Source organism: Enterobacter cloacae complex sp. 6730903 (assembly GCF_048283985.1).
Taxonomy (GTDB): domain Bacteria; phylum Pseudomonadota; class Gammaproteobacteria; order Enterobacterales; family Enterobacteriaceae; genus Enterobacter; species Enterobacter hormaechei_C.
On record NZ_JBLVXX010000015.1, the window covers coordinates 1 to 12,437 of the forward strand.

The 12,437-nt window shown below is 49.2% G+C and carries 11 protein-coding genes and 1 pseudogene; 10 read left to right on the plus strand and 2 right to left on the minus strand.

Annotated features, from left to right (window positions below):
• From ACNQ0W_RS10215 to ACNQ0W_RS10230, 4 genes and pseudogenes are all read left to right on the plus strand, one after another.
• Nucleotides 1–296: pseudogene (locus ACNQ0W_RS10215) on the plus strand (hypothetical protein); the annotation flags it as partial.
• Between the two features lie 130 nt (nt 297–426).
• Nucleotides 427–627 (plus strand): hypothetical protein, encoded by a 201-nt coding sequence (locus ACNQ0W_RS10220; RefSeq protein ID WP_225561446.1) that lies wholly within the window; start codon nt 427–429, stop codon nt 625–627.
• Nucleotides 628–629: 2 nt separating this feature from the next.
• Nucleotides 630–2,492, plus strand: coding sequence for a hypothetical protein (locus ACNQ0W_RS10225; protein ID WP_225561447.1), 1,863 nt, complete (start codon nt 630–632; stop codon nt 2,490–2,492).
• Nucleotides 2,493–3,170, plus strand: coding sequence for a phage baseplate protein (locus ACNQ0W_RS10230; protein ID WP_045623271.1), 678 nt, complete (start codon nt 2,493–2,495; stop codon nt 3,168–3,170).
• Between the two features lie 5 nt (nt 3,171–3,175).
• On the opposite strand, the gene ACNQ0W_RS10235 is transcribed toward ACNQ0W_RS10230, so the two are convergent.
• A complete protein-coding gene (locus ACNQ0W_RS10235; protein ID WP_045350901.1) occupies nt 3,176–4,411 on the minus strand; it encodes a tyrosine-type recombinase/integrase in 1,236 nt (411 codons plus the stop codon).
• A gap of 665 nt (nt 4,412–5,076) precedes the next feature.
• Here ACNQ0W_RS10235 and ACNQ0W_RS10240 point away from each other — a divergent pair.
• The 5 genes from ACNQ0W_RS10240 to ACNQ0W_RS10260 all read left to right on the plus strand — a co-directional run bounded on the left by ACNQ0W_RS10240 (nt 5,077) and on the right by ACNQ0W_RS10260 (nt 9,818).
• The gene (locus tag ACNQ0W_RS10240; RefSeq protein WP_139157930.1) at nt 5,077–5,646 is read left to right on the plus strand and encodes a hypothetical protein; all 570 of its coding nucleotides are present in this window, start codon (nt 5,077–5,079) and stop codon (nt 5,644–5,646) included.
• Nucleotides 5,647–6,345: 699 nt separating this feature from the next.
• On the plus strand, nt 6,346–7,014 hold the full coding sequence (locus tag ACNQ0W_RS10245; protein ID WP_023295377.1) for an isochorismatase family protein: 669 nt from the start codon (nt 6,346–6,348) through the stop codon (nt 7,012–7,014).
• A gap of 223 nt (nt 7,015–7,237) precedes the next feature.
• A complete protein-coding gene (locus ACNQ0W_RS10250; protein ID WP_062933193.1) occupies nt 7,238–8,413 on the plus strand; it encodes an OmpP1/FadL family transporter in 1,176 nt (391 codons plus the stop codon).
• A gap of 63 nt (nt 8,414–8,476) precedes the next feature.
• Nucleotides 8,477–9,106 (plus strand): winged helix-turn-helix transcriptional regulator, encoded by a 630-nt coding sequence (locus ACNQ0W_RS10255; protein ID WP_062933192.1) that lies wholly within the window; start codon nt 8,477–8,479, stop codon nt 9,104–9,106.
• A 100-nt stretch (nt 9,107–9,206) separates the two neighbouring features.
• Entirely contained in the window at nt 9,207–9,818 is a 612-nt protein-coding gene (locus ACNQ0W_RS10260) for an outer membrane beta-barrel protein (protein WP_062933191.1), read from the plus strand.
• Nucleotides 9,819–9,878: 60 nt separating this feature from the next.
• Here ACNQ0W_RS10260 and ACNQ0W_RS10265 read toward each other — a convergent pair whose 3' ends face one another.
• Entirely contained in the window at nt 9,879–10,277 is a 399-nt protein-coding gene (locus ACNQ0W_RS10265) for a hypothetical protein (protein ID WP_062933190.1), read from the minus strand.
• A 171-nt stretch (nt 10,278–10,448) separates the two neighbouring features.
• Here ACNQ0W_RS10265 and ACNQ0W_RS10270 point away from each other — a divergent pair, with 171 nt between their 5' ends.
• Nucleotides 10,449–12,431: an alkyl/aryl-sulfatase gene (locus tag ACNQ0W_RS10270; RefSeq protein ID WP_062933189.1), complete on the plus strand. Its 1,983-nt coding sequence runs from the start codon at nt 10,449–10,451 to the stop codon at nt 12,429–12,431.
• The last annotated feature ends 6 nt before the right edge of the window (nt 12,432–12,437 follow it).

Consider the following 12,437-nt stretch of genomic DNA (forward strand, 5'->3'; position numbering starts at 1 on the left):
TTCGATGTGTTTGCGGGAAAAAAATCGGCCCAGATCCGCGAAATTTTAATCAGCGAGTCAGCTTGGGAAGAAATGACCTGCTTATTCGCACCTTCCCTAAGGGAAGTGGTATTTACACCAATATCTACGGCGCGGCTTCGTCAACGTTCGAACTCCTTAATGCTGCACCTGCGGAAGTTTATAGCTGGAGCTTCGAAAGTGAGCGCGGAAACACGATCAACGTGATCTCGGAAAACTCAGCACTGCCAGTTAACCACGGCCTGAACTTCTCCGTTCACATTAAAGCCTCAGAATAACGAGCGATAGACGGTAGTTCTTCCCGTCTGGAAATAAAGAAGAACTTTAATCAGGGGCGTAGGGAACTGGAACACGCAAAGCAAATGCGCCAGCCCTTGCCCCTTTTTATTTCCAGAATAATGAGGAAAGATGAAATTGGAACTTATCCTAAAGAGTCGAGGCTTGCATTTACAACTAAATGATACAAATGCCGAGCAACTACTGAATTTAGCAGCCGTATCGAGAGCGCTTGATGTGAGCTATTCACATTTAAGACAACTTATTTTCAAGGGAATGAGTGTATCAGATGCACTTAATTATCTTGTGAACGAAAAGAAAGGGTGTGAATAATCATGCTTGAAATCCACACAAGTTCTATCAAGAACACGGTGAAATTTAGTGTTGATCGTAATTCAATGAAAGAAGCTATGGACGCTTTCGATCAAATTCAGAAGAAAGCCAAAGGCATTAAAGACCCTACGTTGAACATGAAAAGATTCAGCCAGGGGCTAAAATCTGCTGAAAGGGAACTCGATAAGCTGAATAAGAAAGCGTCAAAGCCTCGTAATAGCGATGAACGAGAAAAGGCAAGGGCAGCTAAGGCGCAAGCCCGTGTAGAGGCTCAGGCAGCGAAAGAGGCCGCAAGAAACGCACAGCGCCGTGAACGGGCTGAATTGAAGCTACTGGACACTGCCAGCAGCTTTAAAAGTATGCAGCACCTTACCAATGTTGAGCTTACACAGGCCGCGCTTGCAGCGTCACGGATCACTAAAGCCTATGCAGCAGGTACTATCTCTCTACAACGCCAGAACAGCGAGATTAAGCGCTTGCAGCAGAGCTACAGACGCATTAACGCAGAGCGTAGGGCAGCGGCAAAAGCGGGAGGGGCTAACGTTCTTGGTGGCGGTGGTAAGGCTACAGGGGCGATCTCTGGCTCTCTGATGGGCTTAGGCACTGGTGCGCTGGCTGGCGCTGGTATCGGGGCGGCGGCTTACGGTGCTTATTCATGGGGTAGAGATGCTGTAACAGCCCAGGAAGAGCGCAGCGAGATTGTGCAACGTGCCAGATTGGGCGGTGTGGATTACAACTTTCTGCAATCGTTAGGCCAGTTTGCACAAGCTAACGGGATTGATTCCGGTATCGGTACGCAGGGAGCCAGAAAAAACTTGGATGTTGCAAAAGATGTGTCCGAGAAACTCGCAGACGGTGCGCTGAATGCGAAACGTAATAAACAGGGTGAATGGACAGGAGCACCAACAGGCATTAACACTGCTTTGAACATGGGGTATACGCCTGAACAGCTTAAAGAATGGGCTAAAAATCCGTTTGGTTTTGTCTCTTCATACACCAACACAATGCAATCTAAAGGATTGAGTGAACAGGAAATTTTGCACAATCTCGAAGACCTCGGGGACGATCTCGGGCTTTACGCCAAAGCCTTTATGAACGGTGGTAAGGCACTCACTGATCAGGTGGACGTGCTCAAGCGTAATGGTCAGTGGTTGAACCAGGAGCAGCAGGATCAGCTTGTAGCCTACCGTAAGTTTAACCAGGAACTTAGCATTCTATCCGATAGCCAGAAGCTGGCATTCTTCGAAGGGTTTATGTCAGAGATTGACCCTGAAACCATGCGAGAGTTTAAGGAAGCTATGCAGGAGGCGTTACCTTTCTTCAAGGGAGCAGGGGCAGCAGCCGGTGATCTTGTATCCGGCTTGATTAAGCTAACCAACTGGATCACAGGTAAGCTGAATCTCCTGAACGGTGACAACACTACTAAAGAGGCGGTGAGCCAGCATTACGGCACAACGTCAGCACCTGCACAACCTGGGAGTAATCCAGTGGCTAACGCCTACGGAGCCAGCCAGCCTAAAGCAGACGGCACACATGAGCATAATGTATTCGACACAGTGCGCGAATGGTGGAACGGTACGAGCGGGGCGCAGGACGTTACCAGTTACGCGCAGAGCACCAACGGAGATTACTCTCCTGTTTCGATGTTGAAACAGAGTGCAGCAGCGCCAGTTAAGCCAGCCAGTGCGCCGATCATGCAGCCTGTAGTGTTGCAGAATCAGCTACCGGAAGGGCTTATCCATCTAACTATTTCTCCTGATCCGACATTTGGAAACATGCTTAATGCTACCGTTGATCAGCGTATCAGTGATAACAATCAGCGTATGGTGCTGGCTGTTTCATCTGGACAAGGGACGGGGGGCTAAATGGCAACACCTGGAAGTTTAACTATCGGGGGCAGCGATGCCTCCCGTATCAATTCAACCTCGAATAGTAATAATAGCAGTGCTACCCGCACCAAAGGTGAAAACGGATTCACCATCCTGGCATCTGTATATAATTCGTCCTCAGATAGCTACATTCAAAACTATCAAGCGATAGTTTTTGATGCTGTGACGGACACGGGAGTCCGTAGACAGGCTGATATTACCAGCTATCCCGTTGAGAGCGGGGCAGAGGTGAGCGATCACGTTCAGATTAAGAATAATACATTCAAGCTATCGGGGATTATTTCCGAAACTCCGGTGAGGCTGGAAAAGGATTTGTTATACAGCGCTGGTGTGAATGGCACTCGTATCAGTCAAGCTATCGAATACCTCGATAAGATGTTTGACAGTCGCCAGCCCATCACATTAGTGACAGAGCACAAAGTGTACGAGAATGTTATTCTCTCCGGCATTTCCTACGATTATAAATCTGAATACGCGATGCAATTCGATCTTGAATTTGAACAGATCAGACTTGTTAGCAAAGCTACAGTTAATGTTATCGCGACTAAAACGCAGGGAAATAAATCTGTAGGCGGTACGGTGAAACAGAAGGTAGTGAACAATGCACCTAAGAAAACCGAGGGTGATACGGTTACTACGGAGTTTAAGAAATAAGGGGCTTACGCCCCTTTTTTCGTTTCTGGAAAGATGATTTCTGGATAATCCACCATTTCCACATAGTCGGATAGCTCTTTCATGGAACACCCCGCGCTGTAGGTCTTGAATGCTTCTGTAGAAGCGGCTTGTGAAGAGTGCCCCGTGATATATCCGATCCGTTGTTCGGGTACTCCGGCACGGTCGAGACACGTGATAAAATGCCCCCTCAAACTGTGAAAGCACTGACGGTCTGTAGCCATAGGCACTACGCGACGCCGTAAGCGGGTGAATGCCTGGGAATAGAATGGTCCTTTCTTACCGTCTTTGCGTTCAATCTTGTTAGCCTGTGGTAACAGGTAATCTCCAGTGTTCAAACTCAGATAATAATCCACCATGCCGATCAGAAAAGCATGGATAGGAATGTGTCTAATCCCTGCCTTCGTCTTGGATTTGCTAATGTAGAATGTCCGTATCCCTTCCACCATAACGATCTCTTCTTTCTTCAAGCTGGCTATTTCGTCCAGCCTTGCACCAGAGAACAAACCGATCAGAATAACTGCTCGTAGCTCTTCGTCTGCTTCGTTGAGTAGTGTAGATAGCTGATGCCATTCAAACGGCTGATAGCTTTCAATTGTGCGCCGCGCTTCAAGGTTGTGACCATGAAACGGATTTAGGGGGGCTATAGCGTCATAGCGGCGTTTGGCGAACTCGTAGAGGCTACCTAACGATGTAAGCCAGTTTTGCACGGTCTGGGGCGCTACATCGCGTTTCTGCTGCTCTTCTATGAAGTCTGTAACTAATCGGCGTCCAATCTGATCCAGGCTGATATCAACTTTCCCAATACTCTGGAGAAACACCTCAACGGCTCGCGCCGATTTGCTCAGTGTGGAGAATGATCTCCGATCCTGGTAGGCAGTAGCGTATTCATCTCGTAAGAAGCACAGGTGAGGAATCGAACTGGCTCGCTCTTCAATCAATGGTTTATTCTTGTTCTTCCTGATTTGAGAGTGCAGGGAAGTGATCGCAAGCTGAATACGCTTATCCTCAGTATCAGGCTTGAACTGTTCTTTAAGGTTGTTCCACTCTACCAGCATGTGGTTACGGAAGTGACGCGCCTTGTAGATATCTCTTGTCCCTGTACTTTTCCGATACAGGCGCTTCCCGCCGAACATGTGACGCATATAAGACGGGATGTAGATTTGAAACTGCCATACACCGTCCGGTGAAAGATAAAGATACTCCTGGCCCTTGATTGTCATGAGACTGATCCTCTAAAATCTCGCAATCAAGTATCAATAATAGTTACTATGTTGATTCGATGATCGTCGCGTTGCGGAAATTATGAAACAGAGTTTCGATTCCCTTCGCCCGCTCCAGACTTCTCCCCTTGTGGCAAAACTTCGATAAATCTCGCTTTTCTTTCAACAAGTTACATAACATAAGTTGTCGTGATCGTTCTATCATTGAACGACAAAGTACCAACAAGAGGTACACTGTTAGTTTTCACGGATAGTTACTATGGAAATGAGAGTATAACTATTCGGCGGCGGCAGCTCCAACCTCACACCGCGATGATCCATCGTGACGGAAAAGCCTGATCCGAGCATCGATTCTCATAACCTTACAGTGAGGCGCATTTTTTGCCGATGCTCCCACATGCCACACGACGAGATGACGTTGTAGGGAATGAACAGGTTTTATGGTGGTGTTCGTACCTAAAAACGATATGTAGGCTCTGCCAGCGGTTCGGCCTCGCTCCTTCGGATACATGGCCATCCTGATAAACTTCACTGTCTGACATAACCCCTGATGAAGTCGCCTAACGGCTCCGCACGTTGTCTTACCACCAAAGGGCTTATTGGCCTCTATTGCCTTGATTTAAGTATGGTATCATGGGAAGAAAATCTTAAAAGAAGGGTGGTTTATGGGCTGGTCTTCGTTGGTTAGGATAACCATTGGCATATTTCTGTTAGCTGGATTATCGTCTTCTGCATACGCAAAGAACTGTAAGAAAGGGATTCCATGCGGTAATTCATGCATTGCGGTTGGAAAAACGTGCCGGATTGGATCAAGTTCCTCTTCTACGTTTAAAAATTATTCCTACTCTTACCCGTCATCTTCTTTTCATAGTTCAATCCCAAAAACTTCTTCACATTCCCCATCAGCTAAGGGTGACGGAAAAAACACGGCGTCAACTGCGAAAACTTATCTCTGTCAGTATGCTATTGCAGCGGTACAGAATGGGAGAATAGGCGCATTACGTGTGCTGGGTAAGGCTGAGGTAACGTTATATGTTGATACCTTCAAAGCAAACCGTCTGGACGGTACATACCTGCTCACGCCAAAGCTGAAAACTAAGGGGATATTGATGATGGCAGATGATAAAAGCAAAGTTTATGCTTATGATCCGTCGCTGAAGAACTTTGCAATTAGTGACCGCATCGCAAGAAGCACTGAACAATGGGATCGTTGTGAATTGGTGCAAAATAAATAAGCCAATACTGCTGATTAATTATGGTTACAGGTAATGTGGGGCTTGGCTTCTTTACGGTTGAATACCTCAATCAACTATTTTTTCCGATGAATCCTCTGTATGGAATGTTTTCGCATAGGGATAACGCTGAACGATGGTTACCCAGGTGAACAGGTTGATACGTGCAAAGTGTTTTTCCGTTCTGCGTCCGCTCCTCCACTGCTAAACAACGAATCACCCATGGTATAACACGCTAAGTTGCACATTTCCTGTACCCTGGATACCCTGAGATTAATCCTAATAACTCAAGGGTGAGTATGGCTACCGGGAAGAGAAAGAACCAAAAGGAATCACCTGAAGAAGAGTTAGATCGCTTGCTGAATGAGCTTGAACTCACAGAGGAGCAACGGGAGTTTATTGAATCCATGCGGGAGGATAAGGGGGATCCCTGTGAGGAGTAACGCTTGCCTTCAGCCGAACGAATACGAATGGCCGCATAACGGCATTGTAAGGATCTCTTCTCCTCACGAGGACTTTCCGTCTGCGTCGATGGCTCAGCGTACCGTGCCAGAAATTGTCCTGAAATGATGCGGTATTCAGACCGGATCGGACTACTATTCATTATGATTTATCAATGCATTATACCCTGACCATGTGCATGTAAAATCGCGGAGCCGGGAGAGTTGACGGCAATGTAAAAGAAATCATGAGGAAAGAAATATGGCTGCTACAAACGGTATGATTGATACTGATGACGCTGTAATTTTACTCATCGACCATCAGAGTGGCTTATTCAACACGGTACGTGATGTGCCTGTACCCGACCTTCGTAATTATGTGACAGCGATAGCCAAGGTTGCCACGCTTTTAAATATCCCGGTGATCACCACGGCCTCCGTTCCTGACGGTCCCAATGGCCCGCTCATCCCGGAAATTCACAAATATGCACCCCATGCCGTGTATGTTCCGCGCACCGGGCAGATTAATACCTGGGATAATCCGGCGTTTGTGAAGGAAGTAGAAAAGACGGGCAGAAAGACCCTGATTATTGCCGGCACGCTCACCAGCGTCTGCATGGCGTTCCCTGCGGTTAGCGCTGTCCAGGAAGGGTATAAGGTTTACTGTGTTGTGGATGCCTCGGGGAACTGGTCCAAAATCGCGACCGATACCACCATCGCGCGCGTGGCTCAGGCGGGGGCGATCCCTACCGATACGTTTGCCATTGTCGCTGAATTAATGAGAACCTGGAACCGCGCGGAAGGCTCTCGCTTCGCTGAGATCCTGGCAGAGCATGTCTGTCCGGAATATAAGTGCCTGATTGAAAGTTTCGGCAAAGCTCAGGAAATTGCCAGAACGGGCCCGGAAACCAATCTGGAGCATTATAAGTAAGGCCGGATAAACCTGAACAAAAGTTGCTGGATTTTATCGTCCTGTACCTGAGCGTATTACAGGTGCAGGACGTAGCGGCGCCTTATTCCGGACGTCGCTGAATTGTCAGAGATATTAAGAGAGGCTGAACCGCGCAAAATTTAAAATTAAACCCTCTTTCTTTTTACCCAGGCATTTCCCCCTGTTATATCTGTCGGCAAATTTTTTATTTACCGGACAGCAGATGAAAACACGACTCCTCCTGTGCGCGGGCTTATTTGCCGCCTCCAGTGCCCATGCCAGCGCCCTCTATTTTTATGAAGCCGGCACCGAAGATACCGCGCTTGCCGGAGCAGGGCAGGCGGCTCGTGCGCAGGACGCCTCGACAATCATGACCAACCCTGCTGGCATGACGCGCCTGCCGGATCATATGGTCACCGGTGGGTTACAGGTTATGGATGGCTCCATCGATAACCAGCTGGATAACGATGCCCATCAAAACCCCGGCGACGTGATGAAAACCATCCCGAATGCCAGCGCCTTTTATAGCCAGAAGGTGACCGATAATCTTTATGCCGGGGTCGGGCTTTACGGTAATTACGGCCTGGGGATCGATTACGGTAGCTGGGCGGGCGACAGGCTGATTAAAAAGAGTACCCTGGTCGCAATGACGCTCAGTCCGTCACTGGCATACAAGCTCAACGACCGCCTCTCAATAGGGGCGTCCGCCAACGTTAATTACGGTTATTTCTCGCTGACCCGCAACGTTAATGATAATGACTATCGGCAGCATGATGAGGACTGGGCCATGAGCTATCGGCTTGGGTTACTCATGCAACTGACCGACCAGATGCGAGCCGGTATTACATGGAACAGCGAGACGAACTATCGCTACTCTGTTGACGGCAAAGCTCGCATGCAGAATGGCGCCTACGACCTGCCGGTGTCGGCACAAATCAGCGCGCCGCAGCAAATCATGCTCAGTCTTGTGCATGATATTAACCCGCGGTGGTCGGTTATGGGCGATCTCGGCTGGCAGGACTGGAGCCAGTTCGGTGCGCCGCAAATCGTCGTTGGGGATAAGCAACTGAACAACGTCAGCCGCCTGAAGGATACGTGGCACGGTGCGGTGGGCGTGCAGTATCGTCCAGCACCTCAGTGGCGACTGAATGCCGGTGTGGCGTTCGACAGCTCGCCGTATGAAAGTCAGAGTGATGTGGCCTTGACCTTACCCACCGGCGATGAGTGGCGATTTGGCACGGGAGCCCAGTATCAGATCACCCCGGCCAGCAATATTGGTATTGCCGTGTCGTATCTTCATATGCAGTCGTCGCATGTGAAATCGCCGACGGCGTTTGCCGGAAGTTACGATCATCCTTATCTTTGGTTTGCCAGCGTCAACTACAGCTATCAGTTTTGATCGGCTAACCGCTTAAAATATATGGTCTATAATGGCAGATATTCAATGTCAGAAGGTTGTACCATGCATATTTTACCGCCTGTTCGACCCGAAAAATCCATCGAACGACTGACCGCTATCCTTGAGCCGATAGCGGAGAAAGTGCACGTTGTTCCGCGTAAGCGACTCACCTGGTTACGGAAGGGGAAACAGCAGATGTACCTCTTTCTGGAAGGGGAGTTGTCCCTGCTGCGGACTTCGGATGGACTGGTGGTAGTGACCGTTTACGAGCCGCATTTGTTTGGTATTGCAGAGATGATCCAGCCTACGCAGGGGCATTTTCTCCGTGCTGAAAGAGAGTCGACTATTTTACGTCTCGATGCGGACAAGGCGGCTGAGTTGTTTCGTGCCGAGGGCGTCTGGGAGGATGTCGCCGCGCTGCTTTCTTACCATACGGCCTATTTAATATTTCGTGATGCCCAGGTACTCCAGCAGCGTACCTATTCCGTTATTCGTAACCACCTTCAGGAAATGATTTTGCTCCCGGAAGAGACGCGTTTGCGTACCACGATTCTGGAATATATCCAGGATCGTACGCTGCTCTCTCGCAGCAGTATACTCAATGTATTATCCGCCCTTAAGCAGGGGGAATATATCGCCTTTAAGCGCGGTGGATATCTGCTTGAAGTCAGACATTTACCCGAATCATTCTAGCGGAAGTTTAAAATTAAACAGAAATGCAATTAACGCTGCCGTTAATTTTCTATATCGTTTGCTTTCTCAGATTTAACTTTATCAAGTAAACGGTATTTTTATGAAAAAGACAGTTATCGCATTGATTATGGCTAATGCATTTACCGCCACTTCCGCGTTCGCCGCCGCGGATGCGGGCACCTGGTATAGCGGGGCGAAATTCGGCTGGTCTCACTATTTTGATACCAATATGGGTTCAAAAGCGTTTGAGAACACGCATTCCGACCACTTCGATTTTGACCATGATAATGTCGGCGGGGGTGTTTATACGGGTTATCAGATTACCCCATGGCTTGCGGTAGAAGGCGGTTATGATTATTTAGGCAACATGCAGATTAAAGGTCAGCATGGCGCCGGGGCGCAAATGAAGACGCAGGGCCTGCAAATGTCTCTGAAGGCCAGTTATGCCCTGACCAATGACTGGGATATTTACGGCCGTGCCGGCGCAATGGGCTATCGCGCTGAATCCGATGTAAGTGGTCACAATCGTTTTGAAACCGGTGTGCGCCCGCTTGCAGCCGTGGGTACTGAATACGCTTTCAATAAAAACTGGGCGGGCCGCCTGGAGTATCAGTGGATAAGCAACGTGGGCAATGTTAACCAGATCGGCGTGAGTAGCGACCTGAGTTCCGTCACCGCAGGGCTTAGCTATCGCTTTGGTCAGTACGACTGATGCCCGTGATATGCCCATTAATAAAAAACCCGGCTGCTTATATTGCCGGGTTTTTTGTTTTCAGCTGGTGGATAACGGTTCAAGAATGATATGAATATTTTGCAGGCCCGTGACATTATTATCTTTCAGGTATTGCTGATTAACCATATCTAACTGTTCCAGTTTGGTCAGCGAGGCATAAACGCGTTGAACGGCACTGTCCGCAACAAAAATTTCTTTTGCGGTGGTGTCCTGAAGATACTGTGATTTTACGCTGCGCGTTAAGGTCTCGATCTGCTGTTTATTTTCCTGATAAAGAGACGCGATATGCGATATCTGTACCTGCGGCGGTTTTTCCCCCGGCAACACCAGTGGAATTTGCAGATGATTAATTTTTTCAACATTGTCTGGTTGGGGAGAACTACAGGCTGTTAATGTGCTGAGGGTTAATACAGCGAAAAAGAACGGCAGGCTCTTCATCGAATTACTCCGGGGAAATAACTGGACTCAGCATTATCCCTTAAGGACGCAGCGACGAAAGAATAAACTTATTTATTTATAAACGTTATTTTCATAGGTTAAAGATAAGCCTGGTGATAGCCTCCTTTCCCCCCATGTACCGCCAGCGTGAATATAACTCCTCGAGGAAGTATGAAATTTAAAACGCTCGTTAGTGCGATGGCCGTTGCTGGTCTGCTATTAGTCTCGTTGACCTCATTGCCTGTCCTGGCACAAAAGGAAGGGAAGGGAGCCACTGCCCATACGAAAGAGATGAATGATGCACTTTATGGTCAACTGCCCTTCTTTGATAAGACCGATTTCCGAAATGCGCACAAAGGCTTTATTGCCCCGCTGCCACCCGCGGTGATTAAAGGCGAAAAAGGCGCCGTTATCTGGAACCCCCGGAAATACGCTTTTATCAAAGAAGGGCAAAAAGCGCCGGATACCGTCAACCCGAGCCTGTGGCGTCAGGCGCAGCTGAATAATATTGGCGGTCTGTTTGAGGTCACGGAAGGCGTCTACCAGATCCGCAACCTCGATCTGTCGAATATGACGATTATAGAGGGCAAAGAGGGGATCACGGTTATCGATCCGCTGGTGTCTGCGGAAACGGCCAAAGCGGGCATGGATCTTTACGTTCAACATCGTGGCAAACGCCCGGTTATTGCCGTTATTTATACCCATAGTCATGTCGATCATTATGGCGGCGTGCGTGGCGTAGTCGATGAAGCGGGAGTGATAACCGGCAAAGTGAAAGTCTATGCTCCAGCAGGTTTTATGGAAGAGGCGGTATCGGAAAATATCATGGCCGGAAATGCCATGAGCCGCCGTGCCAGTTATATCTACGGAAACCTGTTAAAGGCCAATGTAAAAGGTCAGGTAGGGGCGGGTCTGGGGACGACCACCTCAGCCGGGACGGTCACGCTTATCGCGCCCACTCACGCCATTATCGAAGACGGGCAGAAAGAGATCATCGACGGTCTCACCTATGATTTTATGCTGGCGCCGGGGTCGGAAGCGCCGTCTGAAATGCTCTGGTATGTGGAAGAGAAAAAGCTGATTGAAGCAGCAGAGAACGTCACTCACACCCTGCACAATACTTACTCGCTGCGCGGGGCGAAAATACACGATCCGCTGGCATGGTCAAAATACATCAATAACGCCCTCGATCGTTGGGGGGATAAAGCGGAAATTATTATCGCGCAGCACCACTGGCCCACATGGGGTAATAAGAAAGTGGTGAAGTTGATGAAAAGCCAGCGTGATATCTACCGCTATATCAACGACCAGACGCTGAGGCTGGCGAATAAAGGGCTGACGAGGGATGAGATAGCCGCTAATTTCGCCCTGCCTTACGGGCTGGCAAAATCCTGGGCTGGCCGTGGCTATTACGGCTCAGTAAGCAACAATGTCAAAGCCACCTATGTCTACTATCTTGGCTGGTTCGACGGCAATCCGGCGACGCTCAATGAACTGCCTCCGGTCGAGGCAGCGAAAAAATATGTCGATTACATGGGCGGAGCCCGCGCGATCCTTGAAAAAGCCCAGGTTGATTATGCCCGGGGAAATTACCGCTGGGTGGCGCAGGTGATGAATAAAGTCGTTTTTGCCGATCCCAATAATAAGGCGGCGCGCGAACTGGAAGCGGACGCGTTTGAACAGCTGGGATACCAGGCTGAGTCAGGACCCTGGCGTAACGCCTACCTCACCGGTGCGCAGGCGTTGCGTAACGGCGTGAAGAGGATGCCGACGCCCAATACCGCCAGCCCGGATGCGGTCCGTGCCATGACGACTGAGATGATTTTTGACTACTTCGGCGTTCACCTTAACGGCGTCAGAGCCGCGAATGCCCGAGGGATTTTTAACGTTGATCTGGGCCGCGAGGGCGGCAGGTACAAGCTGGAGCTGGAGAATGGCGTGCTGAACCATAGCGCCAACGCTCAGGCAGAAGATCCGGATGCAACCATCACGCTCAGCCGCGAAACGCTGAATAAAATCATCCTCAAAGAGACCACGCTGAAAAAGGCGCAACAGGCAGGAGAGGTGACGATCGTCGGCAATGCCGCGAAGCTAAACGAAATGCTGCGCTGCATGGAGAGCTTCAGCTTCTGGTTTCCTGTCGTCACCCCTTAAACGTAA